The sequence below is a fragment of the Pseudomonas sp. genome (assembly GCF_028293835.1).
Classification (GTDB): domain Bacteria; phylum Pseudomonadota; class Gammaproteobacteria; order Pseudomonadales; family Pseudomonadaceae; genus Aquipseudomonas.
In genome coordinates this window covers 14,021-40,110 of record NZ_JAQGNX010000052.1, presented here as the reverse complement: position 1 = coordinate 40,110, position 26,090 = coordinate 14,021, and the positions used below count along the sequence as shown (strand labels likewise).

General features: G+C 57.7%; 21 protein-coding genes. 9 read left to right on the top strand and 12 right to left on the bottom strand.

Going from position 1 to position 26,090, the window contains the following annotated elements:
• From JWR17_RS06320 to JWR17_RS06310, 3 genes are all read left to right on the top strand, one after another.
• Positions 1-841: ATP-binding cassette domain-containing protein (locus JWR17_RS06320; protein WP_299829388.1), on the top strand; the 841-nt coding region annotated here is incomplete at its 5' end.
• Positions 842-1,069: 228 nt separating this feature from the next.
• A complete protein-coding gene (locus JWR17_RS06315) occupies positions 1,070-2,272 on the top strand; it encodes an MFS transporter (RefSeq protein ID WP_299829386.1) in 1,203 nt (400 codons plus the stop codon).
• A 152-nt stretch (positions 2,273-2,424) separates the two neighbouring features.
• Positions 2,425-3,141: an endonuclease/exonuclease/phosphatase family protein gene (locus JWR17_RS06310; protein ID WP_299829396.1), complete on the top strand. Its 717-nt coding sequence runs from the start codon at positions 2,425-2,427 to the stop codon at positions 3,139-3,141.
• Positions 3,142-3,213: 72 nt separating this feature from the next.
• Here JWR17_RS06310 and glgB read toward each other — a convergent pair whose 3' ends face one another.
• The 3 genes from glgB to JWR17_RS06295 are packed head-to-tail and all read right to left on the bottom strand — an operon-like array spanning position 3,214 to position 10,812.
• Positions 3,214-5,445 carry a 1,4-alpha-glucan branching protein GlgB gene (glgB, locus tag JWR17_RS06305; RefSeq protein ID WP_299829384.1) on the bottom strand — a complete coding sequence of 744 codons (2,232 nt, stop codon included), beginning with the start codon at positions 5,443-5,445 and terminating at the stop codon, positions 3,214-3,216.
• Positions 5,442-8,768, bottom strand: coding sequence for a maltose alpha-D-glucosyltransferase (gene treS, locus JWR17_RS06300; RefSeq protein ID WP_299829382.1), 3,327 nt, complete (start codon positions 8,766-8,768; stop codon positions 5,442-5,444). The genes glgB and treS overlap by 4 nt, the downstream gene beginning before the upstream one ends.
• Positions 8,769-8,781: 13 nt before the next feature.
• Complete coding sequence (locus JWR17_RS06295; RefSeq protein ID WP_299829380.1) at positions 8,782-10,812, bottom strand: alpha-1,4-glucan--maltose-1-phosphate maltosyltransferase; 2,031 nt, start codon at positions 10,810-10,812, stop codon at positions 8,782-8,784.
• A gap of 382 nt (positions 10,813-11,194) precedes the next feature.
• Between JWR17_RS06295 and JWR17_RS06290 the strand changes: the two genes are divergently transcribed.
• On the top strand, positions 11,195-11,389 hold the full coding sequence (locus tag JWR17_RS06290; protein ID WP_299829377.1) for a hypothetical protein: 195 nt from the start codon (positions 11,195-11,197) through the stop codon (positions 11,387-11,389).
• Between the two features lie 18 nt (positions 11,390-11,407).
• Here JWR17_RS06290 and JWR17_RS06285 read toward each other — a convergent pair whose 3' ends face one another.
• Positions 11,408-11,929 carry an MgtC/SapB family protein gene (locus tag JWR17_RS06285; protein WP_299829375.1) on the bottom strand — a complete coding sequence of 174 codons (522 nt, stop codon included), beginning with the start codon at positions 11,927-11,929 and terminating at the stop codon, positions 11,408-11,410.
• A 123-nt stretch (positions 11,930-12,052) separates the two neighbouring features.
• On the opposite strand from JWR17_RS06285, the gene JWR17_RS06280 reads away from it, so the two are divergent.
• Together JWR17_RS06280 and xopAW are read left to right on the top strand one after the other, a co-directional pair.
• The gene (locus JWR17_RS06280; protein ID WP_299829372.1) at positions 12,053-12,274 is read left to right on the top strand and encodes a DUF3203 family protein; all 222 of its coding nucleotides are present in this window, start codon (positions 12,053-12,055) and stop codon (positions 12,272-12,274) included.
• Positions 12,275-12,475: 201 nt separating this feature from the next.
• Positions 12,476-13,381, top strand: coding sequence for a XopAW family type III secretion system calcium-binding effector (gene xopAW / locus JWR17_RS06275; RefSeq protein ID WP_299829370.1), 906 nt, complete (start codon positions 12,476-12,478; stop codon positions 13,379-13,381).
• Between the two features lie 53 nt (positions 13,382-13,434).
• Here xopAW and JWR17_RS06270 read toward each other — a convergent pair whose 3' ends face one another.
• The 7 genes from JWR17_RS06270 to JWR17_RS06240 all read right to left on the bottom strand — a co-directional run bounded on the left by JWR17_RS06270 (position 13,435) and on the right by JWR17_RS06240 (position 21,148).
• Entirely contained in the window at positions 13,435-14,496 is a 1,062-nt protein-coding gene (locus tag JWR17_RS06270) for an AI-2E family transporter (protein WP_299829368.1), read from the bottom strand.
• 91 nt (positions 14,497-14,587) lie between these two features.
• A complete protein-coding gene (locus JWR17_RS06265; protein ID WP_299829367.1) occupies positions 14,588-15,418 on the bottom strand; it encodes a DUF4892 domain-containing protein in 831 nt (276 codons plus the stop codon).
• 114 nt (positions 15,419-15,532) lie between these two features.
• On the bottom strand, positions 15,533-16,387 hold the full coding sequence (locus JWR17_RS06260) for an alpha/beta hydrolase (RefSeq protein ID WP_299829366.1): 855 nt from the start codon (positions 16,385-16,387) through the stop codon (positions 15,533-15,535).
• Positions 16,384-17,193, bottom strand: coding sequence for an alpha/beta hydrolase (locus JWR17_RS06255; protein WP_299829365.1), 810 nt, complete (start codon positions 17,191-17,193; stop codon positions 16,384-16,386). Before JWR17_RS06255 ends, JWR17_RS06260 begins: the two co-directional genes overlap by 4 nt.
• Before the next feature lie 110 nt (positions 17,194-17,303).
• Positions 17,304-17,747 (bottom strand): hotdog fold thioesterase, encoded by a 444-nt coding sequence (locus JWR17_RS06250; protein ID WP_299829364.1) that lies wholly within the window; start codon positions 17,745-17,747, stop codon positions 17,304-17,306.
• A gap of 158 nt (positions 17,748-17,905) precedes the next feature.
• Positions 17,906-19,786, bottom strand: coding sequence for a propionyl-CoA synthetase (locus tag JWR17_RS06245; protein ID WP_299829394.1), 1,881 nt, complete (start codon positions 19,784-19,786; stop codon positions 17,906-17,908).
• 147 nt (positions 19,787-19,933) lie between these two features.
• Positions 19,934-21,148, bottom strand: a complete 1,215-nt coding sequence (locus JWR17_RS06240) for an MFS transporter (protein ID WP_299829363.1) — start codon at positions 21,146-21,148, stop codon at positions 19,934-19,936.
• A 106-nt stretch (positions 21,149-21,254) separates the two neighbouring features.
• Here JWR17_RS06240 and JWR17_RS06235 point away from each other — a divergent pair, with 106 nt between their 5' ends.
• A complete protein-coding gene (locus JWR17_RS06235) occupies positions 21,255-21,809 on the top strand; it encodes a TetR/AcrR family transcriptional regulator (RefSeq protein WP_299829362.1) in 555 nt (184 codons plus the stop codon).
• A 2-nt stretch (positions 21,810-21,811) separates the two neighbouring features.
• The gene (locus JWR17_RS06230; RefSeq protein ID WP_299829360.1) at positions 21,812-23,149 is read left to right on the top strand and encodes a leucine-rich repeat-containing protein kinase family protein; all 1,338 of its coding nucleotides are present in this window, start codon (positions 21,812-21,814) and stop codon (positions 23,147-23,149) included.
• 149 nt (positions 23,150-23,298) lie between these two features.
• Here the strand turns inward: JWR17_RS06230 and JWR17_RS06225 are convergent, their stop codons facing one another.
• Positions 23,299-24,003: a YebC/PmpR family DNA-binding transcriptional regulator gene (locus JWR17_RS06225; RefSeq protein ID WP_299829358.1), complete on the bottom strand. Its 705-nt coding sequence runs from the start codon at positions 24,001-24,003 to the stop codon at positions 23,299-23,301.
• A 293-nt stretch (positions 24,004-24,296) separates the two neighbouring features.
• On the opposite strand from JWR17_RS06225, the gene tssI reads away from it, so the two are divergent.
• Positions 24,297-26,084, top strand: coding sequence for a type VI secretion system Vgr family protein (gene tssI / locus JWR17_RS06220; protein WP_299829356.1), 1,788 nt, complete (start codon positions 24,297-24,299; stop codon positions 26,082-26,084).
• Positions 26,085-26,090 lie beyond the last annotated feature (6 nt).

Sequence of the window (26,090 nt, the reverse complement as noted above, 5' to 3'; positions counted from 1 at the left end):
GTTGCTGTCGGACAACGCCAAGAAGAAAGCACAGATCAACGAACTGCAATCGTTCGTTAGCCGATTCTCCGCCAACGCCTCGAAATCCAAGCAGGCCAGCTCCCGCGCCAAGCAGATCGACAAGATCCACTTGGCCGAGGTCAAGCCTTCCAGCCGTGTCAGCCCGTTCATTCGTTTCGAACAGAACAAGAAGCTGCACCGTCAGGCGGTTATCGTCGAGCGCATGGCCAAAGGTTTCGATGGCAAACCGCTGTTCAAGGACTTCAGCTTCGTGGTTGAAGCAGGCGAACGCGTAGCGATCATCGGCCCGAACGGTATCGGCAAAACGACTCTGCTTCGCACACTGGTCAACGAGCTATCGCCGGATGCCGGTACGGTCAAATGGACGGATGCGGCTGAGCTGGGCTATTACGCTCAGGATCACGCTTCTGATTTCGAAGATGAATCCAACCTGTTCGACTGGATGGGTCGCTGGACTCAAGGCGGCGAGCAGATCGTTCGCGGTACTTTGGGCCGGATGCTGTTCTCCAACGATGAAATCCTCAAGTCGGTCAAAGTGATTTCCGGTGGTGAGCAAGGCCGCATGCTGTTCGGCAAGCTGATCCTGCAAAAGCCGAACGTGTTGATCATGGACGAACCGACCAACCACTTGGACATGGAATCCATCGAGGCATTGAACCTCGCACTGGAAAACTACCCAGGCACCTTGATCTTCGTTAGCCATGACCGTGAGTTCGTATCATCGTTGGCTACTCGGATTATCGAGCTGAGCCCAAGCGGCGTAGTCGACTTCAGCGGCACTTACGATGACTACCTGCGCAGCCAAGGCGTTGTGTTCTGATTTAGTTATTGTCTAAAAAAAACCCTGTCCTGGTGACAGGTTTTTTTTGTGCAATACGGAAATCTCCGGCATGTTCCGAAATCCCTGTGGGCATGACACGGGACTTGGGGCAATCCACAGATCAGGGGCCATGGCCCAGCAGTGTGCAACTCGATCGTTAGCCAGCTTCCTTTTATGCTCTGCGCACGCCATCATGGCGAACTCCAACCGCCTGCCAGCGAATGAGCCATGTCTGCCGCCCAACCTTCGCCATCCCCCGTCATACCGCCGAGCTCCGTGGCGATCACCTTACAGATCGTCTCAATCGTGTTTTATACATTTGTTGCCTTTCTGTGCATCGGTTTGCCCATAGCGGTGGTTCCGGGGTATGTCCACGATCAACTGGGCTTCAGCCCGGTCATAGCGGGGGTTACGGTGGGTGCGCAATACCTGGCGACGCTGCTGAGCCGTCCGCTGGCGGGGCGTGTGGCGGACAGCATTGGCACCAAGCGCGCCATCATCTATGGCTTGTCGGGGATCGTCATCAGCGGCTTTATGACCCTGACAGCTACCTTGCTTGAAAGCGTGCCAGACCTGGCCCTGACGATACTCATCGTCGCCCGCGTATTTCTCGGCATCGCCCAAGGCTTGATCGGCGTAGGCACCATCAGTTGGTGCATCGGCCAAGTCGGCTCGGAACACACCGCCAAGGCGATTTCCTGGAACGGCATCGCCTCGTACGGCGCTATTGCCATTGGCGCCCCCGTTGGCGTGCTCATGGTCGATGGGCTGGGCTTCATCAGTCTCGGCGTCGCCTTGTCGATCATTTCGCTATCGGCGCTGCTGCTGATTCGTAACAAGCCGTCAGTGCCGGTCGTCCGTGGTGAACGCATGCCGTTCTGGTCGGTATTCGGCCGTGTCGCACCGTTCGGTCTAAGCCTGACGCTGGCCTCTATCGGTTACGGCACCTTGACCACCTTCGTTACCCTGTTCTACCTGAGCCGAGGCTGGAAAGGCGCGGCCTATTGCCTGACGGTGTTCGGGGTATGTTTTATCCTGTCGCGCCTGATCTTCATTAACGCCATCAAACGCTTCGGCGGGTTCAATGCTGCCATTGCCTGCATGGCCGTCGAAACCGTTGGCCTGGTGATGCTGTGGATTTCTCCCAGCACTGAATTTGCACTGATCGGCGCGGGGCTGACCGGCTTTGGCTTGTCGCTGGTGTACCCGGCCCTGGGGGTCGAGGCGATCAAACAGGTACCCAACTCCAGTCGCGGTGCGGGACTTAGCGCTTATGCGGTGTTCTTCGATCTGGCATTGGCGATCGCCGGTCCAATCATGGGCACTATTGCCTTAGGCCTGGGCTATGCGTCGATTTTTCTCTGCGCGGCCGCTTTGTCGGTAGCCGGGTTGACCTTGACCATCTGTTTGTCGCGCCGCCCGCGCTATTGACGAAAAGGATGAACTGCCATTGCGGCGATCAGTCCCATTAACAGATCCCTTGTTCAAGGAGTGTCAGAGTGGCTCCCGACTCAGCAGGAAGTAACGCCACCCCTGTCGACCTGACAGAACTTCCAGCCGTTCACCGTCTGCGGGTACTGACGATGAACACTCACAAAGGTTTTACCGCCTTCAATCGGCGCTTCATCCTGCCCGAATTGCGCGAAGCCGTGCGCAGCACCAGCGCCGACCTGGTGTTTTTGCAAGAGGTCATGGGCAGCCACGATGGCCATGCCTCGCGGCACCCTGGGTGGCCCCTGACCTCTCACTACGAATTTCTCGCTGACAGCATGTGGAGCGATTTCGCCTACGGTCAAAACGCCGTTTACCCAGACGGCCATCATGGCAACGCCCTGCTCTCAAAGTATCCGATCCTGCAACAGCGCAATCTCGATGTGTCCATTGTTGGGCCTGAGCGACGCGGCCTGTTGCATTGCATACTGCAGGTGCCAGGGCACGACGAAGTGCACGCGATCTGCGTGCATTTGAGTTTGCTGGAGAGCCATCGGCAATTACAGCTGGACCTGCTGTGCAAGCTGCTTGAGTCACTGCCAAGCCATGCGCCGGTTATTATTGCGGGGGATTTCAATGATTGGCAGTTGCAGGGCAACCTGCGTCTGGCGCGTTGCGACTATCTGCATGAAGTATTTGAGCGGCATGCCGGTTCATTGGCGAGAACCTACCCGGCGCGGTTGCCGATGCTGCGCCTTGACCGTATTTATCTGCGCAATGCCACCAGCCATTCGCCGCGGATTTTGGGCAACCGTCCGTGGAGTCATTTGTCAGATCATTTACCGCTGACCGTAGAAGTGCATCTTTAACCCGGAAAACGGGCGATCCTGAGCCCACCAACGTAAGCGCCGCGGTTTCAGCCGCGGCGCCCGTCAGTCCCCTTACTCTTGCGACCTGGGCTTCAAGATCAACACCGCCAGCGGCGGCAAGTTCAGCGACAGCGAATGCGGCTGGCCGTGGCTTTTACCCTCAACGGCATTCACTTCTCCGCCATTACCGATGTTGGAACCGGCGTACATCTCGGCGTCGCTGTTCAGCAGTTCAACCCATGGCCCGTCGAATGGCACCCCCACCTGATAACCCAAGCGCGGCACCGGTGTAAGGTTGGCCACCACCAGTACCGGCTCGCCTTCCTTGCTCCAGCGCATATAAGCAAACACGCTGTTGACCATGTCATCGCCGATCACCCACTGGAAGCCCTGGGGCTCACAATCGCGCTCATGCAACGCCGGCTCCTGGCGATAAAGCCGGTTAAGGTCACTGACCAGCTTCTTGACGCCTATATGCTCGGCATACTGCAGCAAATACCAATCAAGTTGCTCGTCGTGGTTCCACTCGCGCCATTGGCCAAACTCACAGCCCATGAACAACAATTTTTTGCCTGGATGGGTCCACATAAACGACAGGTAAGCGCGCAAGTTGGCAAATTTCTGCCAGCGATCGCCCGGCATCTTGTCGATCAACGAGTGCTTGCCGTGAACCACTTCATCGTGGGAAATCGGCAGCACGAATTTCTCGGACCACGCATAGACCAGACCGAAACTTAACTCACTGTGGTGATGGGCACGGTGAATCGGATCCTGCTGCATGTAGTGCAGGGTGTCGTGCATCCAGCCCATGTTCCATTTGTACTGAAAACCCAAACCGCCCTGCTGCGTCGTCTGACTGACGCCGGGCCATGCCGTGGACTCTTCGGCGATCACCATGGAGCCCGGCGCTTCCAGTGCGACAACGTCATTGAGGTGGCGCAGGAAATCAATGGCTTCCAGATTTTCACGACCACCGTGGCGGTTAGGCACCCACTCCCCGGCTTTGCGTGAATAATCCCGATACAACATCGAAGCCACTGCGTCGACTCGTAGGCCATCGACATGGAAATGCTTGAGCCAATGCAACGCCGAGGCGAGCATAAACCCGTGAACTTCGGTGCGGCCCAGGTTATAGATCAGCGTGTCCCAGTCTTGGTGAAAGCCTTCTTGCGGGTTGCCGTATTCATACAGTGCAGTGCCGTCGAACTGCGCCAGGCCGTGGGTATCGGTTGGAAAATGCGCCGGAACCCAATCAAGAATCACCCCAATGTCGGCCTGGTGGCAGGCATCAACGAAGGCCGCGAAATCCTGCGGTGAGCCGTAGCGCGCGGTCGGAGCGAACTGAGACAACGGCTGATAACCCCATGAACCACCAAAAGGGTGCTCCATGATCGGCATCAATTCGATGTGGGTAAAACCCAGTTCCTTGATGTAAGGAATCAGGCGATCACCCAACTCTTTCCAGGTGTACTGGCGCACCACGAATTCATCGCTGTGATCGAGCTGCCATGACCCGGCGTGCAACTCGTAGATCGACAGCGGTGCTTTAGGCAAATGACGCTGGGCACGGGATTCCATCCACCCGCCGTCCTGCCATTCATGGTTCATTGGCGTAGCTACCACCGATGCCGTCTCGGGTGGCATTTGCGTAGCCAGTGCCACCGGGTCGGCCTTCAATGGCAAAATCCCATTGGCGCCTAAAATCTCGTATTTGTAAGCTTCCCCCGGCTGAAGCCGCGGAATGAACACTTCCCACACGCCGGACGGATAACGCGCACGCATCGGATGGCGACGACCGTCCCAGTTGTTGAACGAGCCGACCACCGAGACGCGACGCGCATTGGGCGCCCATACCGCGAAGCGCACACCGTCAATGCCGTCGACGTTAGTGACTTGAGCGCCTAAGCAGTTGCTCAAATCCCGGTGATTGCCTTCAGCGAACAAGTACAGATCCATCTCGCCCAGCAGCTGACCAAAGCTGTAGGTGTCTTCGGTGATCTGCTCCCCGCCGGCCCAACTGATCTTTAGCAGATAGGGTTGTGTGTTCGGCAAATGCCCGACAAAAAAACCCGGGGTTGAACTCATTTCCAGGGTGGTCAGTTCTTGCTCGCCGTCACGGGCCAACACTTTAACGCTCAGTGCGTCAGGCAAGTAAGCGCGGATGAATTGCCCACCCTTGCCGTCGTCATGGGGGCCGAGCATCGAAAACGGGTCGTGGTGTTCGGCACGAATCAATGCGTCCATGTCGACCGCGCCGGGCAACATTTGCACTTTGTCCTTGCTGTGTTCCTTAGGTGCATTCATGTTGGTTCTCCATCAGACAAAGTCAGCAGTCCACGTAGGCCTTGCAAAGGTACGGCCAACCACGCGGGGCGGTTCTCTGCCTCGTAGACTACTTCATAAGCGGTTTTTTCCAGGGTAAACAATTCCAGCGCGGCGGCTTCGCCTTTGCTGTCCTTCCACTTGTGCGCCATACCGATTGTGGCGGCCCGATACCCTTCGATAAACGCTTCCCGGGACTGGGCCAGGTACGAGTCGGACACGGTGCGACGCGCCGCTTTCGCTTCATCTGAGGTGTCGACGGCCTGGGCATTGCGCACGGCCATGGCGGCAGCATAGTCGAACGAACGTAACACGCCGCTAACGTCTTTAAACGGGCTGTATTTGGCCCGGCGCTCAATGAGGGGTCGCGCTGGCTCGCCTTCAAAGTCGATCAGGTAAGCATCGCCTTTGACCACCAACACTTGGCCCAAGTGCAAGTCACCGTGCACCCGTAAGCGCAAGCCGCCTACGGAACGCTTGGCCAGATTTTTAATATGCGCAAGCACCTTCTTACGTTGACCCAACAGCTTATCGACCAACGCCTGATCGTCCGACTCTAGTTTGTCCCTGTTCAGTTCGAGCAACTCAAGGGCGCGTTCCATTTGTGCCGCAACACTGTTACCGGACGCTTGGCTGTCATCGGCGCTGGTGATTTCAGCGACGAAATCAGGATCGTCCGTCGGGGCCGACAATACCTGGTGCATCTCGCCGAGACGCTGACCCAATAAGCCCGAGAAATCGGTGAGTTCCAATAGTGCATTGAAGTGTTGATCCAGGTCAGAGCGCCCGTGAGCCATCTCATCACGTACCGCGCGCTCTAAGTTGTTCTGCGTCCATTCCCACGCATCGCCCTGATTGCTCAGGTAGCCCTGAGCAATCATCAACAGATTTTCTTGCCCCTCCTCATCGACTCGCACCACTGAACCCAGCAACGGCGAAATTTGTTTGAAACCGGCCGCCGTCAGATACGCCCCCATTTCCAGTTCGGGGTGAGTACCCGCCGCAACGCGACGGATCATCTTCAGCACCAGATTGCCGCCCACCACCACTGAACTGTTGGACTGTTCGGCCGACAGGTAGCGCACTTCGGATTCGCTGGTTAGTCCCAGATGAGTCATTTCCGGCGTCTGCTCGAAACGCAGCTCGCCTCCGTTAAACGGCAACACGGTACTGGCCTGCATGCCCTGGATCACTGCGCGGATGAAAGTTTCAAGCGTAAACGCATCAGTAATGAAACCCACCTGGCGTCCTCGGCGGACCCGTGCCAACGCCAATTGCTGTGGCAACGCACTGCTGATGTCATCTTCTGCCAATAGACCGAACGGCAATTGGTAGCGGCCTTTATGATCGCCCGCGGTCACTTCAATTTCGCTCAGCAACACCGGGAACTGCACAGAGCCAAAACGTACGGCGTAAGCGATTTTGACCTCGTCGATAATTTTGTCTTTGCCCGCGAACCAACGACGCTTTGGCAGATAAGCCGCCAACGAGTCCTTCTCCATGACACTGCGCAATGGTTCGTCGAGCAATTCTTCCAGGCGTTTTTTCAGCACCATGGTCGGGAAGTCCGGCAGGCTCTGCGCCGGCTCTTTGTGCCAACTCGGCATCTGGTTTTCAGACGCCAGCAAGAACCAGTAAAAACCGTAGGGCGGTAATGTCAGCAAATACGTCAATTGTCCAATCGGCGGAAACGCACTGCCGCCCAACATCTCGACAGGGACCATGCCGGCAAACGGCGCCAGTTCCAGCTCTGCGGCTTGTGCGGCCGCAGACACGTTGGCCACGCACAGGATAATTTCGGTCTTGCCATCCGGACCTGTGTATTCACGGGTGTAGGCCAAAATCCGACGGTTGCTTGGCGAGAGCATTTTCAATGTGCCACGGCCAAACGCCTTCTGCTGTTTGCGCACCGTCAACATCCGGCGATTCCAGTTCAGCAGCGAATGTGGGTCGTTGTTTTGCGTCTCGACGTTGACCGATTGATAACCGTACAGCGGGTCCATGATCGGCGGCAGTACCAGGCTGGCCGGGTCGGCACGGGAGAAGCCACCGTTGCGGTCGATGGACCACTGCATCGGTGTGCGCACGCCGTCACGGTCGCCGAGGTAGATGTTGTCGCCCATGCCGATCTCGTCACCGTAGTACAAGGTTGGCGTACCCGGCATCGACAGCAACATGCTGTTAAGCAGCTCAACCCGGCGTCGATCTCGTTGCACCAGCGGCGCCAAACGACGACGGATGCCAAGGTTGATCCGCGCACGGCGGTCAGCGGCGTAATAATTCCACAGGTAATCACGTTCCCGATCAGTGACCATTTCCAGGGTCAACTCATCGTGGTTACGCAGGAAAATTGCCCATTGGCAGTTTTCCGGAATTTCCGGCGTTTGACGCAAAATGTCGGTGATCGGAAAACGGTCTTCCTGGGCGACGGCCATGTACATGCGTGGCATCAACGGAAAGTGAAAAGCCATGTGGCATTCATCGCCGTCTTTGCCTTTTCGGTCGCCAAAGTATTGTTGCGTATCTTCCGGCCACTGGTTGGCTTCGGCCAGCAGCATGCGGTCTGGATAATTGGCGTCGATCTCCGCGCGAATTTTCTTCAGCACCTGATGAGTCTCAGGCAAGTTTTCGTTGTTGGTGCCGTCGCGCTCGATCAAGTACGGAATGGCATCCAGGCGCAGGCCATCGATGCCCATGTCCAGCCAGTAACGCATTACTTCCAGTACCGCGGCCATCACCGCCGGATTGTCAAAGTTCAGGTCCGGCTGGTGTGAATAGAACCGGTGCCAGAAGTACTGACCAGCGACCGGGTCCCAGGTCCAGTTGGACGTCTCGGTATCGATAAAAATAACCCGCGTACCGTCGTACTTCTGGTCGGTGTCTGACCACACATAGAAGTCTCGGGCTTTTGAGCCCCGCTTGGAGGCGCGTGCCTTCTGGAACCACGGGTGTTGGTCCGAGGTGTGGTTGATAACCAATTCAGTAATGACCCGTAGCCCACGATTGTGAGCCTCGGCGATGAACTTCCTGGCATCGGCCATGGTGCCGTAGTCGGTGTGCACGCCACGGTAATCGGCAATGTCATAGCCATCATCCCGACGCGGGGACGGGTAAAACGGCAGCAGCCAGATGGTATTGACCCCGAGTTCGGCAATGTAGTCGAGCTTGGCTATCAGGCCCGGGAAATCCCCAATACCATCATTGTTTGAATCAAAAAAAGACTTTACGTGAACCTGATAAATGACCGCGTCCTTGTACCACAGCGGGTCATCGATAAAGGCCGCACTCCTGGGTTTCTTCGCCATCTTCAATTCCTTGTTAATTCGTGGTCTGGATACGCCAAATGCCAAACGGTTGATAAGTCGGGTCTATACGCATCCATTGGTACTTGCCAGCCCAGTTCCAGCGATGTCCGGTCATCAAGTCTTCACCCGACGTGACGGCATCGTCGGACAGACCCATCTCCCAAAGCGGTAGTTCAAACGTTGCTTCCTGGGCGTTGACCGGATCAAGGCTGACGGCGATCAAAATGAAGTTGCTGCCGTCCGCGCTGCGTTTGCCGAAATACAAAATGTTGTCGTTCCAGGCGTTGTAAAGCTTCAGCCCCAAATGCGTTTGCAACGCAGGGTTCTGACGGCGAATGCGATTGAGTTGGGCAATTTCGGCAATGATGTTGCCCGGCGCGGTGTAGTCCCGCGGACGTATCTCGTATTTCTCCGAGTCCAGGTATTCTTCTTTACCCGGCACCGGCGCCGATTCGCAGAGCTCGAACCCGGAATACATTCCCCACAACCCTGAACCCATGGTGGCTAGCGCGGCACGGATCAAAAATCCAGCGCGTCCGGACTCATGCAGAAAACCGGGGTTGATATCTGGCGTGTTGACGAAGAAATTTGGACGATAGCAATCTCGCCATGGCGTCTCGTTCAGCTGGGTGAAGTATTCCGCCAGCTCAGCCTTGGTGTTACGCCAAGTGAAGTAGGTATAGCTCTGGGAATACCCGACTTTGCCCAGTCGCGCCATCATCGCCGGTTTGGTGAACGCCTCGGCGAGGAACATCACGTCCGGGTGCTCGTGGCGAATGTCGGCAATCATCCACTGCCAAAACGGTAGCGGTTTGGTGTGCGGATTATCGACCCGGAAAATCTTGACGCCTTCTTCAACCCAACCCAACACCACGTCGCGCAGCTCAAGCCATAAGCTTGGAATCGCGTCGGGCGCATAAAAGTCGACGTTGACAATGTCCTGATATTTTTTCGGCGGGTTCTCGGCGTAACGAATCGAGCCGTCTGGACGCCATGAGAACCAACCTGGATGTTCTTTGAGCCACGGATGGTCCTGGGAACACTGAATGGCGAAGTCCAAAGCGATTTCCAGGCCGTGTTCCGCAGCGGTTTTAATCAGATTGCGGAAGTCCACCCGACTGCCCAACTGCGGGTGTATAGCGTCATGACCGCCCTCCTCACTGCCAATGGCGTAAGGGCTGCCAGGGTCATCAGGGCCAGCGTGCAGGGAATTGTTCGGCCCCTTGCGATGAGCGCGACCGATGGGATGAATCGGCGGGAAATACAACACGTCGAAGCCCATGTCGCGAATCATCGGCAGCCGACCCAACACATCGTTAAACGTGCCGTGACGGGCCGGGTCGTCAGTGACCGAACGCGGAAACAGTTCGTACCAACTGGCGAACTGCGCCAATTCGCGCTCAACATCGACCGGAAAATCGACGCTGCGGCTCAGGTATGCATGGCTCTCGGCCTTGGCCATCAGGGCGGTGGTCTCGCGGTTCTGCAACAGCAAAACCTGTGCGTCGGGTTCACTTTTCCCGAACTGCTCAATGACCTCAGCCAGGCGATCATGCAGCGCGCCTTCGTGACGCTCCATGGCTTTGGTCAGATGAATACGGCCCTCTTCCAGCTCCAGCTCGATGGGCACACCTGCGGTGTGCTTTTTCTGCAGCTCATACTGAAAACTGGCGAACTGATCGATCCAGGCTTCGAGGCGGAACAAGGTACGGCTGACAGAGGTCGGCGTGAACTCGCCCCGCCAGCTGTCGTTGCCCAAATCCTGCATAGGCGCGCGGTGCCATTCATCGTTATCGGCAGCGCGCCAAAGAATGACCACCGCCAGCTTGTCGTGGCCGTCGGCAAATACCTTACTGGTCACCACAATCGGCTTCCCGACGATCGCCTTGACCGCAAACAGCCCGCCTTCAATCGTCGGCATCGTGTCTTCGATCACAATGCGCGGCAATTGCAGGGCCTGCGTCAGGGTTAAAGGTTGAGTCTGCTGCGGTACATCACTGGCCAAGGAATCCGGACCGTAGGGCTGATCTGCAGTCACATTCATCGAGCATCACTCCTCACGCCCTTCCCCGTATAGAAGATAAAGACGCTCACCGGCAAAAATCACAGTTTAAAAAAGATTGGGCCCATCCTGCGCTGAAATCACCGTACCGGGCCGCATAGTTTCCGAACGCCGCCCGAGGTGAAAAGTTCAAAAGGGTTTGAGGGGTTGCGCTGAGCTTAGGCGTAGAAATGGGGTGCATGCGAGGGGAGGAATCATTTAGGGGGATGACGGAGATCAACAATGTGTCAATGGGCCTCTTACTGACTCAGATGTGGATGCCTAGATCGGAGGCCAATCCTTATGGCGTAATCCTCGAATCGTAGCGGTCGAATCCCTGAAGCGCTGGAAAACGTGAACGCCTGACGGACTTGGAGGTGAATTGATGAATATCCCGATCCCCGCTGAAACGCCGGACCCAATGATTGATGACCCTGCGTTGCCGGTGCCACCGCCCGAGGACGACCCGCCACCGACCATGCCGCCGGTAATTGAGCCGCCTAAAGGCGACCCGCCTGCCGAGAAATCACCTGCGATTCTCGACGAGAGGGCTTATGACTGCGGCCTGCATCGAACTTGATAGGGCAACCCCACGTCATTACTCGTGGGGGTTGTCGTCTTTGGGTGTCGATTTCGGCCCCATGGACGCTGCGACCTTAGGCATCAGTGCCAGGACGATCAATGCCAACAGCGCACTGAGCACGGCTGTCGCTTCACGGCCCATGCCTGCCGATACCCCTATTGCAGCAGTCATCCACAGCCCGGCTGAGGTGGTCAGGCCTTTTACGCTGGCGGTATCGCTTTCATGGCCTTTTAGAATGGTGCCTGCTCCCAAAAAGCCAATGCCAGCGACAATGCCCTGGACCACTCGGCTGATGTCCGACGCACCGGAACCGGCAATGGCCGGCACTAATACGAACAGTGCGGCGCCCGTGGACACCAGCATGTGGGTACGCATCCCGGCTGCCTTGCCCTTCTGCTCACGCTCGAAGCCAAGCATTCCGCCCAGGATGGCTGCGATCAGCAAGCGAACAACTATACGAGTCAGTTGAGATGCATCCGTAATATCGGAAAATTCTGATTGAAGCGTCAGCCAGACTTCGTTCCACCAAGCATCCATAACGACTTGCTCCCTGTTAGCGTCCCCGAACAATGGACCGTCTGGACAGTCAGAAGTGCGCAAGCAGAACGTTAAACCGCAGCGAGAGTCACACGGTTACCCGTCAGGAAAAGGAGAACGGCCATGCCCGTAGAATTCGACCCTACCCGTGAGCATTGCTCGGCAGTGATCGACGATGTCCGCTATGAAAGCGCTGTTATCGAGGTGGTGGTCATCACCAATGACACCACTCACATGTCCGAAGCCCAGATTGATGGCAAGGACGTGCCAATTACCGAAGACGAAGCGGACGCCCTGACGGTGGCAGGGGCACTGGATAAACGGCATCACACCGTGGCGGAGTAAGGCACATACCTGTGCATGACCTGCCGAACGCTGCGATGACCTCCGAAGGACCCTGGCCGACACGTTGGCACGTACCGTTCCAGATATGAAATTACAGTCCGACAGCGGTACAAAGTCCACATACCGCCGACATCTACAGACCTGATCTTGCATAAGCCGGTGCACCGTCACCGGCTTATCCAATTTGAGGGAGTCAGTCCAATGATCAGTGGCGTCAGTAGCAGCAGCGGTTATTCGAGTTATACCAGCTCAAGCGCGACCGCAACCGCCAGCGCGGCGAGCAAGAAGTTTCAGGCAGAGTTGCTGGCAAAACTGGACACCAACGGCGATGGCAGCATTAGCAAGGACGAACTCAGTTCCGCTGAGACGTCAGACAGTAAAGACGGGGTCTTGGTCAGCCTGAGCAAGGCGTTTAGCAGCCTCGACAGCAATGACGACGATAGCCTCGACGCAACCGAGCTGTCTGCCATGGCGCCGCCTCAGCCGCCTGCGCAACCGTCCACTGACGTCGCTGATGACCTGATGAGTTACCTGGACAGCGACGGCAGCGGTTCAATCAGCAGTGATGAACTGAAAACGGCCCTCGGCACGGCTGACAGTAGCGCGGACAGTTCGAAGATTTTCTCCGCGCTGGACACCAACAAGGACGGTACCGTCAGCCTCGATGAACTGAGCAGCGCCCTGCAAGCTTCATCTGCGCCGCCACCGCCGCCACCTGCACAGGATTCCAGCGCTCAGCTGTTTAGCCAGCTTGACAGCAACGATGATGGCAGTATCAGTGCCAGTGAACTGAGCAGCGCCCTGCAAAGCAGCAGTTCCAGCAGCGCCAGTAGTTCAAGCAGTAGCGCAAACGATGCCGGTTCGCTGTTAAGCAGCCTTGACAGCGACAGCAGCGGCAGCATCAGCCTTGATGAACTGACCTCAGCGTTGACCAGCAACCTGAACAGCGACACCAGCACTACCGATAGCAGTACCACGGGCCAAAGCACCACCGAAGCGAAAAATGCCGCAGCCTTGGCACTTAGCAAAATGGTCGCGGCGCTTAGCCAACGTTACGACACCGACGGCAGCAAGCCTGTTGGCAAACACCTGAACGTGGCCGCCTGACAAACAAACCGCCGCAACACTCAGGTGCTGCGGCGGTTTCGTTAGGGGCGTGGCTAAAGGCTGGTTGGCGTTTCAGGGCGTTTGTTTTTCGATGCACTCCAGTCCATCAACAAGCTGTAGGCCACCGCTAGCAAGGTGGGGCCGATGAACAAGCCGATGAAGCCGAACGCCAGCAAGCCGCCAAATACCCCCAGCAGCACGATCACCAACGGCAGGTTGCCGCCACGACTGATCAAGTACGGCTTGAGCACGTTGTCGACGCCGCTGACGATAAACGTGCCCCAGATGCCGAGGAAAATCGCCATGCCGTATTGGCCCTTCCAGGCCAGCCATGCGGTAGCCGGTATCCAGATCAGCGGCGGGCCCATGGGCACCAGACTGAGCAAGAAAGTCCCAATCCCCAGCACCAGCGCCCCCGGCACACCGGCGATCAAAAAACCGATAAACGCCAATACCGCTTGGGCGGCCGCCGTGCCGATTACCCCGTTCACGACCCGTTGAACAGTCCCGGCCACCAAGTCCAGGTAATAGCCGGCACGGTCGCCAATCAAGCGCTCCAGCAAACCGAGAACAAACGCCGCCAGTCGTGGGCCGTCACGGTAGAAGAAAAACACAAACACCAGACTCAAGGTAATTTCGAGAATCCCGCCGCCAATCTGCGCACTACGGGCCAACAGCCAATTGCCGACCTGACCCAAGTAGGGCTTGATCGCAATCATGGCTGCCGCACCCTGCTGATCAATGGTGTTCCAATAACCCACCAGTCGCTCGCCAACAAACGGCACACCGGCCAACCACACCGGCGGCTCAGGCAGGCCGTCTACCTGCACATCTTTGATGAACAAGGTCGCGTCACGCACGTGGTCCGCCAGGTTGAAGCCGAGCCAGACCAAGGGCGCGGCCACTAGCAACATCCAGATCAACGTCAGCAAGCCTGCCGCCAACGACTCCCGGCCATTGAGCCAGCGCGTCAACACCCGCATCAGCGGCCAACTGGCGAATGCCAGGACCGCGCCCCAGAACAAGGCCGACCAAAACGGCGCCATCACCCAGAGACAGGCGCCCAGCAGTGCCAAGAGCAATATCTGCACCAGCAGGCGATCATTATTCAACATGGGCTATCTCGAAAAAATGCACGGAAGGTACAAGCATAACGGCGAACACTGACTGTGCCAGTATTCGCCGCTTCTCAGGGTATGAGCGGTGTCAGCGAATAAGCTCGATGACCAGCCCCGGCGTATCCGCACTGCCCGCCTCAAGGCGAGCCGCCCGCACGCTTTTAGCGATGAGTGCCTGACGCCAGGCCTCGGCATGTGCCCCGGAAACCGTCACCCGCAAGGTGCTGTCCAGGTTGAGCCCACGGGAAATCAGCGTGGTCCAGGTGTCCTGTGGCTCTGCGCTCAGCTTCGGGAACTCAAGCTTGCCGGTACTTTTCAGTTGGCGCAGCAGGGTGGCGGATGTTGGCAGCAAATCCCCCAGCGGCGCGGCGGAATCGAATTGCTCGATGTGCAAATAGGCCCGGCGATTGCCCCGTGTTATGCCGTACAACGCCACCAGGGTATCGTTCTTGGGTGCGGCCAGACGCAGCAACAAATAAGCCTGCTGATCGTCGGCGCCATACAGTTTGGAATTACCGAACACTTCGTTGGCCCACAAGCTGCTTTCACCGCAGTCCCGGGCCTGGCACCAAAACAGCAACTCGGCGCCCTGTTTTTGCAGGGCCTCGCGGGTTGCCGTAAAGGCTTCGTCGGAGGTGTGTTCGGTGGGTAATTCGTAGGTCACGGCAGTTGCGCTGCCTTTGGCGCTGACCTGTCCATCAAAACGCAATTGACCGCTTATTTTGCGGATTGAACCCAGGGGATAGATGCGCTCCAGCTCCACGGGTGGACGGTAATCGACGATTTCAGCATCAAGCACCCTGGGCGTTATGTCCAAATCATGACTGCCGGAGATATCAGCGGCGTACAGCAACGTGCTGAGCAGCGAGCTACTGATCGATACCCCAAGAACGCTCAATAAACCCATGCGTGCTTTCATCGGATCGCCACGTCATGGGCGGGTTGGAACGGGGTATAGACGGGGGTAATACAGTGATCCATCAGGTCATCTCCTGTTTCAATCCGCCCAGCCTCGGCAGTTGCCTGCCGCAAGTCAAGGAACGGCGTAAAAGCGATTGAAACAGTCTGCAACAGAGCGCGCACCCTCCTCGTCATTCAAGTGCAAATGGTGCCCCCCAGGCAGGGTCGTGACCTCGAACGGCAACTGCGATAACAGCTCGGGGTGCTGGGCGAGCATGCCCTGTCCAGCTACTACCAATTGTGTCGGGCAACTGACGCGCTTAACGAAAGCCATCGCTTGTTCGCGGGTAAGACGTATGGGGGAGGCCAAGGTCAGACGGTTATCGCTGCGCCAGGTATATCCGCCGGGCACCGGCATCAGTCCCCGCTGAGCCAGCAATTCTGCCGCTTCTCGGCTCACTGCAACCATGCCTTTCATTCGCGCTTCCACAGCACCGTCCTGGGTGCTGTAAACCGGTTTGCGTTTATCTGACAGGTTCAACTGAGCCTGCAAGGCCGAGCCTAACCGTTCCGCTGCAGTGGCCGCTTCGCCAGTAGGTGGAATCACGCCATCGATCAATGCCAGACGCGTGATTCGATCAGGTAATGCGCCCGCCAGCACCACTGAAATAATCGCGCCCAGGGAGTGCCCCATCAGGGAAAAGCGCTGCCAGCCCAGTTGCTCGGCCACCCGTAGCACGTCGTGTGCGTAATCCCACAAGGAATAACCGGCACCTACCGGGCGATGATCAGAATGCCCGTGCCCGGCCAGATCCAGGGCCACGATGCGCAGCCCTTTGAGTTGCGGTGCCAGGCGCGCGAAGCTATTGGCGTTGTCCAGCCAGCCGTGCAGCGCAATCACTGGTTGGCCGTCTTCGGGTCCGAACAAATGCGCGGCCAGCTCGATGTGAGGCAGGCTCAGCCGAACTTCCTCAACCGCGGCGCTCATGCGCTGGCCCTCTCGGTGCGCGCCAGGTTCCAGCGAGCGAATACCTGCTTGAGCAAGTCTGCGGTTTCCTGCGGGCGCTCCAGGGGAAACATATGCCCTCCGGGCATCGACAACGATTCACCCAGGGGCAAGTGCTTCACCGAACTGGCGTGGTGACGCATAACCACACGACTGTGGTTTCCCCTGACGACGGCCAATGGCACTTGCAACTGCTGTGTGCGGCCAGGACTGGTGTGGGGCACGCTGCGGTAAATGCTAATTTCGGTGGCCGGGTCGAAGCGTAGGCGCAACTGCTCACCGTCCTGCTGCAAACCGTGCAGCAGGTAAGCATCGAAGCATTCAGGATCAAAACGGCGGAACAGGGTCTTGCCCGCAAAATACTGGCGGGCGGCGCCCATGTCGGCAAACGCTTCGCGACGTCCCAACGTGCGTCCAGCCGGGGTAATGCGGTCAATGAAGCCGAAGCGCTTGGCCGCACGAATCATCAGCTGATCGGCCAGGGTCAGTACTGGTGAATCCAGCATGACCACCCCGCGGTACAGCTCGGGACAGCGCAGTGCCGCATGGAAATGCAACACTCCACCTAATGAATGGCCCACACCCCACACTGGTTCAGGCTGCTGCTTGAGGTGATAAATCAGCTCGTCGACCAGGTTCAGCCAGTTATCGTCCACTGGAAATCGCGGGTCATGGGCATGCTGCTGTAAGTGCGCAACCGCGAAATCCGGTGCCAGGGCGGAAAACAGCTTGCCGTACGTGGCCGATGGGAAGCCGTTGGCGTGAGCGAAAAACACCGGTTGTGACATGCGAATGCGTCCATAGCGAAACCCAGTGGCAATTGTGCGCACCCGCCATGCACTCGGCAATGACCGTAACCGCCATCCACAGTGGCACTTAGGTCATCGTTGCTGAGGAATCAACGAGTCGGAGGTTGTTCGCCCAGCGGCACGACCGCCATGGTCAGCCGGGAGATACAGCTGGCCTTGCCTTCGTCGCTGGTCAAGCGGATATCCCACACATGGGTGGTGCGGCCGATGTGCACGGGATGGGCAACGGCCGTCACTCGCCCGCTACGCAAACCGCGCAAGTGGTTGGCGTTGATTTCCAGCCCCACGCAAAAGAATTTTTTCGGGTCGATACACAAATAGCTGGCCGTCGAGCCCACGGTTTCGGCCAGTACCACCGACGCGCCGCCGTGCAACAGGCCATAAGGCTGATGGGTACGCTGATCGACCACCATGCTCGCCGTCAGCGAATTGTCATCGAAGCTCTCGAACCGAATGTCGAGCAACTCGCCAATGGTGTTTTTCTGCATCGAATTGAGATGTTCGAGGACGGGAGTGTTAAGCCACACGCTCATGTTCATTCCTTGGGGTCATGGCGCTCGCCGGGCGAACGCTCAAAGTGGGTCGGTCACGAGCATAGTAGCGTTTTCGAACGTTTGGTTCATTGCGCAAACCAATCCTTCGGCATGACGCTGTATCTACATGTACACGAACCTCTGTAGTGTTATGTACATCAAAGAGACCTACCCAACGCGCTGCTGATTTCCGCCAATATCGCCGGGTCGTCGATGGTTGAGGGCGGTGTGAAGGTTTCTCCGTCCGCTATTTTTCGCAGCACGGCGCGCAGGATTTTGCCGGACCGGGTTTTGGGCAGGCGCTTGACCACCACGATTCGCTGCAGGCAAGCCAATGCGCCGATCCGTTCACGGACCAAGGCAACCATTTCGCCCTGGAGTTGCACTGCACTTTCTTCGATGCCGTCCTTCAGCACAATCATCCCAAGCGGCACTTGGCCCTTGATGTCGTCGTGCACGCCGATCACTGCACACTCGGCGACTGCCGGGTGCTGGCCGACCAAGTCCTCCATCTCACCCGTGGACAAACGATGACCCGCGACGTTTATAACATCGTCGGTACGGCCCATGATGTAGACAAAACCTTCCCCATCGACATAACCACCGTCGCCGGTGTGGAAATAACCGGGGAAGCTGTGCAGGTAGGCGTCCAGGTAGCGCGGATGGTCGTTCCACAAGGTTTGGCTACAACCGGGTGGCAACGGCAAAGCTATGACTACCGAGCCCTGCTCGCCCGGCCCCAGCAGTTCGCCGAGTTCACCGAGAATCTGCACGTCGTAACCCGGCACCGCACGGTTACTCGAGCCGGGACCTGGGCGATGACCTTCAAGGCCGATGCACGGAGCAGTCACCGGCCAGCCGGTTTCGGTCTGCCACCAGTGATCCAGCACGGGCTTGCCGGTCAATTGTTCGAGCCACTCATGGGTACTGGAGTCGAGTTTTTCACCTGCCATGAACAAATGGCGAATGGAACTCAGATCTCGGCTTTTGATTAATTCCCCGTCCGGATCGGCCTTACGAATCGCACGCATGGCGGTGGGCGCACAGAACAAGGCGTTGACTCGGTGCTCCTCGATCACCCGCCAGTAGCTGCCGGCATCTGGCGTACGAATCGGTTTGCCCTCGTACAGCACCGTTGTGCAACCGGCCATCAACGGCCCATAAACGATCATCGAATGGCCGACCACCCAACCGACGTCAGAGATCCCCCACCAAACATCGCCGGGCTGCAGGCCATAGACAGTGGTCATGCAAAAGATCAGGGCCACCGCGTTGCCGCCGTTATCCCGGACAATGCCTTTGGGCCGGCCGGTAGTGCCCGAGGTGTACATGATGTACAACGGATCGCTGCTAGCCACCGGCACCGGGTCAGCTGGCTGGACGCCAACCAATGCGTCTTGCCAATCCAAATCGCGCCCGACCTGCAACTGCGCCACCGCCTGCGGACGCTGCAATACCAGTACCTGTTGCGGCTGATGACGGGCCAGCTCCAAGGCTTTATCAACCAGTGGTTTGTATTCGATGACCCGATCAAATTCAAGGCCGCAGGACGCGGTGAGCAGTAGCCTGGGTTTAGCATCGTCGATGCGCAGGGCCAGCTCATTGGCTGCGAACCCGCCGAACACGACTGAATGCACAGCGCCCAACCGGGCGCAGGCCAACATGGCCATGAGGGCTTGCGGCACCATCGGCATATAGATGACGACCCCGTCGCCCTTCTCCACCCCCAGTTGACGCAGTAGCCCGGCCAAGCGCGCCACCTCGTCGCGCAGCTCGTTAAAGCTGTAACGCACTTTGTTGTAGCTGACCGGCGAGTCGTAGATCAACGCCGTCTGGTCCCCCCGTCCTTGTTCGATCTGATAATCCAGCGCCAGGTAGCTGCTATTGAGCAGGCCGTCACCAAACCAGCGGTGCGTGCCATCGGCCAGCGTTTCCAGGGTTGTGTCGGGTGCGCGATACCAGGCCACTTGCCGTGCCTGCTCAGCCCAGAACGCTTCGGGGTTTTCGATCGAATGCGCGTGGCTCTGTCCGTAGTTCATCTGCTGCTGGCTCATCGGTATCCCTGTGGTTTTTTTATTAGGGCTTACGAACTGCACTTTCGAGAATTGCACTTACGAGAATCTCGCTTACACAGATGAACCTAGCAGATGCGCAGCGAAAATCAGCTACGACTTTTGTCGGTCGTCTCAGCCACGTTGCAGCGCTCGGGCGTTGGCCAGCCGCTGGACGAACAAACCGGCCAGCGCCAGGGCCGCCAGGACTATCACCACCGAGCCGTAGACATTGGTCGTCGCGATCAATCCAAAACGGTGTGCGGACATACCGGCGACCAACGCCGGCACACAAAACGCCAAGTAACTGAGCACGTAAAATGTCGACATCAGTCCTGCACGCTCATGGGCGTGAGCCAGCGGCAGCAGCAAGCGCAACGCGCCCAGAAATCCGGAGCCAAAACCACAGCCGGTGATCACCGTGCCCACGAAGAATAACCACAGCCATCCGCTGTTAACCGCCAGCAAAATCACCGCCACACCGGCGCCCAAACAACTAGCACCGATAAACAGCGCCAGGATTGGCGCACGCTTGCGCAGGTTGAGAATCGCCACCACCCCGCTCAGGGTCAGCGCGGCCACGGCCAACCCACCATTAATCACCGAGGTGGAGCCGGTGGCCGCCGCTAACAAAGAAGGCGTCAGCGACAGATAAAACCCACCCAGCGCCCACGCAGCGACATCTACCGGAAGGACCAACCACAGGGTGCGTCGCGCTTGAGGCGGAACGCTGAGCGTCGGCCTAAGTGAGGCCCATGCCCCGGGTTGCGGGCTGACGGTTTCCGGCAATCGCCACAGGTAAAGCGCCTGGGATGCGAAAGCGATCAGCAACACAATGAACGCCAGCGACAGCGGCATGGGCGCATAAATCACCAACACACTGGTGCCCAGCGCGCCACCCGCCATGCCTAGCAACGGCGTAACGCTATTGAGCAACGGTCCCTGCACCTGATCACAGTCAAGCAACGCGGCGCCCAACGCGCTGGCAGCTATCCCCGTGGCAAAGCCTTGCAGCAGACGTGCAGTCAACAACCAGGTGACATCGGTGGCAGCAATGAACAATGCCATCGATATGATTTCAAGCAACAGCCCGGCAAAAATCACCGGGCGCCGGCCGAGGTAGTCTGATAACGAACCCGCTACCAATAAAGCGACCAACAGACTCAACGCGTATACGGCAAATATCAGCGTCAGCATTGCCGATGAGAAACCCCAGCTTTGCTGATACAAGTGGTACAGCGGGGTCGGCGCACTCGATGCCGCGAAGAAGCACAAGTTGGTGATGGCAAGAAACCCAATACTGCTGCTAGCACGAACCGCCGCAGACGGGTTCTGCAAAGGGTGGGACATGAGTACACTCTCCATTAAATGCAAACCGCTAAAGCCAATTGTTAGCTTTTGCGAGTGTGCAACGCGATTTCGCTTAAAGCAAATTCTTTGTGTTAAGGTCTGCCGCATGGCTATTAAAGAAGGTATTCGCACGGGTGGCCGCAGTGCCCGTGTTCAGGAATCGATCCACGCGGCTATCCGTGACTTGTTGCTCGAACATGATCGCGCGACGATCAGCGTGCCGATGATTGCTCTTCGCGCAGGCGTAACGCCTTCCACCATCTATCGCCGCTGGGGTGACCTCACCAGCTTGCTGGCTGATGCAGCGGTTGAGCGTTTGCGTCCTGATGCTCCTATCAATTGCGGCAATTTGCGCGACGATCTGCAAAGTTGGACCGAGCAATACCTGGACGATATGAATTCCGCAGCAGGACGGGAAATGATGCGCGATGTGGTCGGCAGCGCCGCCAGCTGTTCGAGCAAATGTGCCTCTATCGTTCGCGATCAGCTACAAATCATTGTTGATCGGGCCCTTGTGCGCGGCGAAGCAGCACCGCCCGCCGAAGAACTGGTGGACGCCATTGTTGCGCCGATGATTTATCGCATCCTGTATTCAGAAGCGGCGCCCACCCTGGAGCGCATGTTTCAGTTAATTGATAATTGCCTGGACCGATACCGTTGAGCATGGGAGCAGACAGTCGCCCCCATACCCTCGAACGACTTCGCGCAGGCAAATTGACGGGCACTAAACGCCTGGATTTGTCGTGTGGACTGGTTGAGTTTCCGCCGGAAATTTTCGACCTCGCCGACTCGCTTGAGATTCTTAACCTGACCGGCAATGCACTCAGCAGCCTGCCTGCCGATCTGAGTCGCTTGATCAATTTACGTGTTTTGTTCTGCTCTGAAAACCGATTCACCGAGCTACCAGCGTGTATCGGCCAGTGCAGTCAGTTGCAAATCGTCGGTTTCAAGGCCAATCAGATTCGACACGTCCCGGCCGCAGCCCTGCCGCCACTACTGCGCTGGCTGATCCTGACGGATAACTGTATCGAAACGTTGCCCGACACGTTGGGCGACTGTTCGGCGTTGCAGAAACTGATGTTGGCCGGCAACCAACTGCAACAACTGCCGGATTCACTGGCCCGCTGCGCCCAACTTGAACTGCTGCGCATCTCTGCCAACCGCCTGACCGCCTTGCCTGCCTGGCTGCTTAAACTACCCGCGCTGGCATGGTTGGCCTACGCCGGTAATCCAATGGCCACTCATCATGCGGACACACCGATCAGGCAAATCCCTTGGTCGCACTTGCAGGTGCAGCAGCAATTGGGCGAAGGCGCTTCCGGTGTGATCCAACAGGCGCTTTGGCTGACGTCGGAACAGCAAGCGGCAGCGGTGGCGGTCAAGCTCTATAAGGGCAGCATCACCAGCGACGGCTCACCGCTGAACGAAATGGCGGCCTGCATTGCCGCTGGGGCGCACCCGAACCTGATCGCCGTTGAAGGGCAAATTGAAGAGCATCCCTACGGGCAAGTCGGCCTGGTGATGCAACTCATCGCCCCCAGCTTCGTCAACCTCGCAGGGCCGCCGAGTCTTGAGTCATGTACTCGCGACATCTACCAGCCCGGGACTGTCTTCTCCTTGAGCACCGCGCTACGCCTGGCGGGTGGCATCGCCTCGGCGGCTGAGCACCTGCACGCCTGCCACCTGAGCCATGGCGACCTGTATGGCCACAACATCCTGCGGGACCCGCGCGGTGAATGCTTGCTGGGCGATTTCGGCGCAGCGTCGTTTTACCCCACAGGAATTTCACAGCAGAGCGTGTTGCTGGAGCGGATTGAAGTCAGGGCTTTCGGGATATTGCTGGGTGAGTTGATGGAGCGCTGCGAGTCGCAGGGCATGGATGAGCTGGGGGAACTCCAGGCCCGTTGCGTCCAGGCCGACGTCCAGGCGCGGCCTTCGTTTGTTGAGGTGAGTCGGGTGCTGGCGGAATTTGCTCCCCCAGATAAACGCGATTCCCTGTAGGCACCAACTTGTTGGCGAAAACCGGCGCTGCGGTATTCCGGTAGACCGCGGCGCCTATTTGATCGCCAACAAGTTGGCTCCTACGGAGAATTGGTGTGTAACCCGGATAGGAAGATTCGCCTGCGTGCAGAAAAATTAAATCCGCTTACTCAGCCAGCCAACCCTACATACACATTCTGCACATCGTCATGCCCGTCAATCGCTTCCAGAAACGCCTCAACATCCGCCATTTCTTCATCACTCAAGCCATCAACCGTGCTTTTCGGACGATAACCCAACTGCGCCGACTGCACAGTAAAACCAAACTCGGGCAGCGCTTTACACACTGCGTCCAAATCAGTCAGCTCGGTCAAAAACAGCGTAGCGCCCTCTTCACCCGGCTCAAAATCCTGCGCACCGGCCTCGATAGCCGCCAGCTCGGCATCGGCATCGGGAGCAGACGGAACGGCCTCGATCATACCCAAATGATTGAAGTCCCACGAAACCGAACCCGCAGCACCCAATTGCCCTTTGCGGAACAACACCCGGATTTCCGATACCGTGCGATTAATGTTGTCGGTCAGGCACTCGACAATCACCGGCACACGGTGTGGCGCAAACCCTTCATACGTCAGACGCTCAAAGGTCACGCCTTCGCCTAGCAGGCCGGCGCCTTTCTTGATTGCGCGTTCCAGGGTTTCTCGGGGCATCGAGGCTTTCTTCGCCTGCTCGATGACCAACCTCAAATGCGCGTTCGTGTCTGGATCAGCCCCCGCACGCGCGGCAATCATGATTTCCTTGGACAGCTTGCCGAATATGCGACCTTTGGCGTTGGATGCTGCTTCTTTATGCTTGACCTTCCACTGTGCGCCCATGTTCTTCTCTTGTTCCGTGGCTGATAACGGCCACCGCGGTAATCAGCAGGCAGCTGACGAGACGGAGGCAATACGCTGAATTTGGCGGCTATTTTATACGCGATAACGCCAGATGAAACCCCCTGCGACCCAGCTTACCCCTGAACCGTCCCAGTACCACAGCCGAAAGCCTATAACCCTTGTAGGACGCGCCCTTAATTTGTAGTCCTTTTCCGAAAAACGGCGCAACTCTGACGTTCGCCCTCGGCATTCCGTACCCTCTGCACCGGACTTTCACAAATAAGGAGGCGCAGTTGAGTCAAGACACGGAAACACTGGTCACGTTGACCGTCGCCGACACCCCACTGGAACTGCAGGTCATCCACTTCAGCGGCAGTGAAGGTTTAAATCGTCCTTACCGATTCGACATTGATCTCATAAGCCCCAGCGATACCCTGGACGTCAGGATGCTGACAGCTTGTGTTGCCTATCTTTCTTATGGCGACGGGCATCACGGCGTTCATGGACTAATCAGCAGCGCGCTCATGCTGTACGTCGGTAACGGCATCAGCCATTTTCGCGTGACACTCGAGCCGCGCCTGCAATCAATGCAACAGCGTTACCACCGGCGACTGCTGCAACGTTCCAGCGTGCCGCAGATCCTCCAGAGATTGCTCCAGGAACACGGCATCGGTAAGGATCAGTATCGCCTTGAATTAACCGTGGGCACGTATCCATTCTGTGCAACCCGCGCTCAATATGACGAAAGCGATCTGCAGCTGTTACAGCGTTTGTGCGCGGAAGAAGGTATCCACTACCGTTTCGAGCACAGCCGTGACCGGCATTTACTGATTTTCGCTGACGACCCGGCCGTTTTTCGGGAATTACCGACGCCAACCCACTATCAGTACCGGCGCGACAACCATGGCCCGACAATCAGCCATATGACTGAACATTTCTCTATCGGCTCCATCAGCCCTGACCACAGCATATACCCACGCCGTGTTGACGATTCAGCGTCAAACACCGACGAGCCGGACCCTCTGCGGATGCCTGTCTATGGTTTTGCGGCCAATCAAGCGCGGGGCTCTCTGCTTCGAGGACGGGTGCCGGACGCCGCGGAAGCGAGACGACGCCAGTTGAGCGCACGCGCGTTGGAGCGCCTGCGCTGCGAACGACGTCACGTGTACGGACTCAGCGACCAACCCAGTCTGGTTAGCGGCCGGATACTCTCGGTGCTGGCTCATCCTGACCCTGTGTTCAACGATCAATGGCTACTGACCGAAGTCCACCATCGGGTAAAACAACCCCACGTACTGGACGGACTTGACCGGGCAGATATCCACAGCATCATGCGTAGCGCCTTCCTTGAGGACGATCAATCGTCACCGCTGTCCATTTCGATTCCGGATACCGGCGATGAAAATGTGCCGTTCATACGTGGATATAGAAATCACTTTCGGGTTATTCCCTGGACCCTACCCTACCGCCCGCCGCTGATTCAGCAAAAACCGCAGATTCACGGTCCGCAAACCGCGACGTTAGTCGGCGTCCTCGGTCACCCGGCAAAACGCGACCCGCAAGGACGCGTTAAAGCAAAACTGCACTGGCCAACCTCTCAGCCCAATGAAGAGGCGATCGTTTGGTTACCGTTGGCAATTGCAACGCCAGCCGACGAGGCGCCACGGGAATTGTTAGCAGGAAGCCAGGTGCTGCTGAGTCATTTCGATAACGATCCCGAGCAGCCGGTTATTTGCGGGCTGGTGGACAGCGCTGACCCGCAGCTACTGCGGCCACGCATCTGGATTGATGGCCGAGCGCTAAGCTCCATCGCGGGGAATATCCATTTAAGCCCAGGGCAGAAGCTGAACGTCGATGGGAAATCCTCCGTGACCCTGACCAGCCAACACTCCCGCCTGGAAATACATCCCGCAAGCATCCGGATGACCGCCGCGGAAAACCGCACCGGCCTCTTGTGTCAGGAAACCGAGCTACGTTATGGGCCAGCGCCGGGGCGCGCCAGCAAGCCTGACGACCCGCCGACGCCAATGGATTTCAGCGCGCTGTTGCAGCAGCTAACCCCACCGCAACCAGACCCGTGACCGTCC

Coding starts and splice junctions, on each gene's coding strand:
- JWR17_RS06255 (WP_299829365.1), bottom strand. CDS start 17,193: ATGTCACAACCGGTGTTTTTCGCTCACGCCAACGGCTTCCCATCGGCC.
- JWR17_RS06230 (WP_299829360.1), top strand. CDS start 21,812: ATGGGAGCAGACAGTCGCCCCCATACCCTCGAACGACTTCGCGCAGGC.
- JWR17_RS06235 (WP_299829362.1), top strand. CDS start 21,255: ATGGCTATTAAAGAAGGTATTCGCACGGGTGGCCGCAGTGCCCGTGTT.
- JWR17_RS06310 (WP_299829396.1), top strand. CDS start 2,425: ATGAACACTCACAAAGGTTTTACCGCCTTCAATCGGCGCTTCATCCTG.
- JWR17_RS06260 (WP_299829366.1), bottom strand. CDS start 16,387: ATGAGCGCCGCGGTTGAGGAAGTTCGGCTGAGCCTGCCTCACATCGAG.
- JWR17_RS06290 (WP_299829377.1), top strand. CDS start 11,195: ATGAATATCCCGATCCCCGCTGAAACGCCGGACCCAATGATTGATGAC.
- JWR17_RS06285 (WP_299829375.1), bottom strand. CDS start 11,929: ATGGATGCTTGGTGGAACGAAGTCTGGCTGACGCTTCAATCAGAATTT.
- JWR17_RS06295 (WP_299829380.1), bottom strand. CDS start 10,812: ATGAATGTGACTGCAGATCAGCCCTACGGTCCGGATTCCTTGGCCAGT.
- glgB (WP_299829384.1), bottom strand. CDS start 5,445: ATGAATGCACCTAAGGAACACAGCAAGGACAAAGTGCAAATGTTGCCC.
- xopAW (WP_299829370.1), top strand. CDS start 12,476: ATGATCAGTGGCGTCAGTAGCAGCAGCGGTTATTCGAGTTATACCAGC.
- JWR17_RS06240 (WP_299829363.1), bottom strand. CDS start 21,148: ATGTCCCACCCTTTGCAGAACCCGTCTGCGGCGGTTCGTGCTAGCAGC.
- JWR17_RS06270 (WP_299829368.1), bottom strand. CDS start 14,496: ATGTTGAATAATGATCGCCTGCTGGTGCAGATATTGCTCTTGGCACTG.
- JWR17_RS06250 (WP_299829364.1), bottom strand. CDS start 17,747: ATGAGCGTGTGGCTTAACACTCCCGTCCTCGAACATCTCAATTCGATG.
- JWR17_RS06225 (WP_299829358.1), bottom strand. CDS start 24,003: ATGGGCGCACAGTGGAAGGTCAAGCATAAAGAAGCAGCATCCAACGCC.
- treS (WP_299829382.1), bottom strand. CDS start 8,768: ATGGCGAAGAAACCCAGGAGTGCGGCCTTTATCGATGACCCGCTGTGG.
- JWR17_RS06280 (WP_299829372.1), top strand. CDS start 12,053: ATGCCCGTAGAATTCGACCCTACCCGTGAGCATTGCTCGGCAGTGATC.
- JWR17_RS06265 (WP_299829367.1), bottom strand. CDS start 15,418: ATGAAAGCACGCATGGGTTTATTGAGCGTTCTTGGGGTATCGATCAGT.
- JWR17_RS06315 (WP_299829386.1), top strand. CDS start 1,070: ATGTCTGCCGCCCAACCTTCGCCATCCCCCGTCATACCGCCGAGCTCC.
- JWR17_RS06245 (WP_299829394.1), bottom strand. CDS start 19,786: ATGAACTACGGACAGAGCCACGCGCATTCGATCGAAAACCCCGAAGCG.